Source organism: Rhodoplanes roseus (assembly GCF_003258865.1).
Taxonomy (GTDB): Bacteria; Pseudomonadota; Alphaproteobacteria; order Rhizobiales; family Xanthobacteraceae; genus Rhodoplanes; species Rhodoplanes roseus.
Genome location: NZ_NPEX01000786.1, coordinates 1 through 279 on the forward strand (window position 1 = coordinate 1; position 279 = coordinate 279).

Consider the following 279-nt stretch of genomic DNA (forward strand, 5'->3'; position numbering starts at 1 on the left):
GGTGCGCGAAGCCGACAATGGCGAGACCGCGATGGAGCGGTGCCAGGAGGCGATGCCGGATGCGATCCTTCTGGATTGGAACATGCCGGTCACCGATGGTCCGCATTTTCTCAGGGCTCTGCGCAAGCGGCCGGACGGAGAGGCGCCGCGCGTGATCTTCTGCACGACGGAGAATGATCTCGATCACATCGCGCGCGCCATCGAGGATGGGGCCGACGAGTACATCATGAAGCCCTACGACGCCGAAATCCTGCGCGAAAAGCTGGAATCCGTCGGCAT

At 62.7% G+C, this 279-nt stretch carries 1 protein-coding gene; it reads left to right on the top strand.

The annotated features are described in order from the left end of the window. Positions 1 to 279 (top strand): response regulator (locus tag CH341_RS32400; protein ID WP_111423766.1); only part of this gene is annotated, 279 nt, incomplete at both ends.